The organism is Candidatus Abawacabacteria bacterium (assembly GCA_016207805.1).
In the GTDB taxonomy this organism is placed as follows: Bacteria; Patescibacteriota; Gracilibacteria; order RBG-16-42-10; family RBG-16-42-10; genus JACQZO01.
In genome coordinates this window covers 1-2,613 of the sequence record JACQZO010000027.1, presented here as the reverse complement: position 1 = coordinate 2,613, position 2,613 = coordinate 1, and the positions used below count along the sequence as shown (strand labels likewise).

The 2,613-nt window shown below is 37.3% G+C and carries 2 protein-coding genes; both read right to left on the bottom strand.

Annotated features, from left to right (window positions below; all coding sequences use genetic code 11):
- On the bottom strand, positions 1–1,516 hold a 1,516-nt coding region (locus tag HY817_05720), incomplete at its 3' end, for a hypothetical protein (GenBank protein ID MBI4836724.1).
- A 13-nt stretch (positions 1,517–1,529) separates the two neighbouring features.
- Positions 1,530–2,585, bottom strand: a complete 1,056-nt coding sequence (locus HY817_05715; GenBank protein ID MBI4836723.1) for a hypothetical protein — start codon at positions 2,583–2,585, stop codon at positions 1,530–1,532.
- Positions 2,586–2,613 lie beyond the last annotated feature (28 nt).

Here is a 2,613-nt window from a genome sequence, read left to right as displayed (position 1 = left end):
GACTTAAGTCTTGTGATGTTACCGCTACATTATCACTTGACATCCAAGATATTTGTAAACTATCTCCTGAAGTAAAACGCTCTCCTCCCTTTGGTGAAAGGAAACTAACCATTGGTGCTTGTGTGTCTCCTGTTTGTCCATTTCCTTTTACTATAGAGAAATTACCTGTTGTAGAGTTTGCTCTCCTTGCTCCTAAATCTACTGTTGATACCCTTATTTGTACTCTATTCAGTAGTTCTACATCAGGCACTTGCCAAATAAATTCTTGAGCATTGGCTGGAAGTCTTTCTGCACCGGGGATTGGAGCAAATGTTGCTCCTGAGTCTGTTGATATTTCTACCATATGGCTTGCTATTGCATAGCTTTGGGCTGCCACCATTGTCTGCCATTTTATCGTAGTCGCCTGTCCTGCCATCACTTGCTGATTCGTCGCTGGCGCTGTCGTTTGTAGTGTCGGCGGCTGTCCTATTGAGAAATCTCCTGTTAGGGCAATACCACCACCAAAGGGGCTAGGAAAATCTGTTCCAGTACTAGTTAGCAGGGTAGAAAAAAAATCATTAGTATTTGGATCAAGTAAGAGTAGGCCATTGCTTTTAACTATATAAAGTATCTTATTATCAGAAGAGACTTCTAAGCTTCTATTGGTTCCAACGCTAATATCTCCAGGAATTGTTGCGGAACCGCTTCTAATAAGCTGTTTAGCAATTATGTCATAGATGGATAAACGAAACCCAAGATATCCAGCAGCATACAAAAACTTACCATCAGGGCTTATTTTTAATATTAAGTCTCCACTTCCAGAAGCTACAACTGTAAATCTGTCTACAAGTTTAAAAAGTCTAGTTTCAATTATGGAAACAGTATCTTTACTACCAACAAAAAGTAATTGACCATCAGGAGAAAGCTCTAGTTCTTGGGGTCTTACTTGAAATTTACTTCTTTCAGGTAAATCTTTAATGGTAGCAATTCTGTTACCATTAAAAATATCAAAAACAATTACGTCTTTAGTAAACAAAGAAATATAGGCTCTTCTACCATCAGGGCTAAATAATAAGTCTCTTGGGCTTTCTTCAAATGTTAAGCGTCCAACTACTCTTAGAGTATCAGGATCAACCATAGATATTTCTTTAGACTCATCTAACAAAACCCATATTGTTCCATTAGGTGCTAATCTTACTCGATACACTCCCACATTTTCAAAGAGTCTTCTTACTATTCTCTTCTGCTCCAAATCAACCACAGTTAGTCCTTTTTTATCATCTACAAAAGGGCTACTACTTACAAATGCTCGTCTTTTATCTTTTGTTAACTCTATCATTTGAGGAGATGAGAGAAGCAAGTCTATTTGACCTAGTTCTTTGAACGTTAATGCATCCAAAATAGACACATAACCCCCATTGTCATTAACACCTTGTTTAATAAATGTTTGATAAATAATAGGGTTATTTTGTTGGGCTTGAACACTAATAAAAGACACCAATACTAATAAAAATAAAGAAAATATTTGTTTTGCCATAAAGTTACCCCTTTTAGTTATAAGTACTGCCTAGAGAAACTAATCTAGTAGTAACAGTAAAGGTGTAACCATCTGGATCTAATCCTGTTGAGCTAGAATCAAATGTGCTTGCTGATACACATCCTCTTGTTGGTCTTATATTTAATGGTCTTATATCTCCAAAGTATGTAACTCCTCCTGGCCTAGGGCATTCAAAACGTGTAACTCCTGGCGGAATTTGGCAGGCTTGTCCTGGGCGAAGTCCACAATATGGGTCATTCCCACAATGTTCTTTATAACATGGAGATCCATAAGGGCAATTTTGGAGATTACCGTTTTCATCACGAACTTCAATACCAACAGGTTTGCAGTCAAAACCGTCTTTGCAAAGCAAAGCATTCTCAGTATTAGCATTTAGAATAAGGGGAGGAACAGGTATATCAGGAGGAACAGTAATTTGTTGGTCACAATTGCCACCATCAAAAGAAATAGGGTAGTAAATCTCATCGACGACAACATCAAAATGAATGACAATTTGATTGGTGATGCTGTGATAAGTGTGAGTCTCAACATCTGCTCTGACCATATAACGATAACGGTTGAATCTCTCTCCTGCTCCTGAAAATAAGGTTTGTTGCCCTACATAGGTTGAGCGAAGTGAGTAATCATAGGTGTTTTGAGCTTGCTCTACTATAGATTTCCTAAGTCCATCTTTGTAAAGATCATCTAGTTTTTGCTTGTGATTAGGATAGGCAAATGATAGAAAATCTATGGTTTGGTTGGTATCTCCATCTAATCCTTCCATTATTCTCACTGGATTACATAAGCCATACTGCTGTAGTAAGCTTCCTCCATTTTTCTCTGTTGGTGTTGGTTGATCTTGGCAAGTGTAGGTGTCTACTTGAGATTTATTTAGCTTTAAGTGTTCTATAAATTGGTGTTGTATTCTCTTAAACACTTCTTTGTTTATATAATTACGTATTGGGCTTGCCGTTGCTATTGCTATGTTTTCTGCTTGGTCTAGTGCTATTTCTAACTGTGTATCTCTTAATTGTACTGTGTTTTGTACTATGATTGGTGCTGTTAGCATTACTCCTAGAAACCAAAACCAAAATACT

Bases quoted from the DNA above. Each gene is read 5' to 3' on its own strand.
- HY817_05715 (MBI4836723.1), bottom strand. From the start codon at position 2,585: ATGCTAACAGCACCAATCATAGTACAAAACACAGTACAATTAAGAGAT.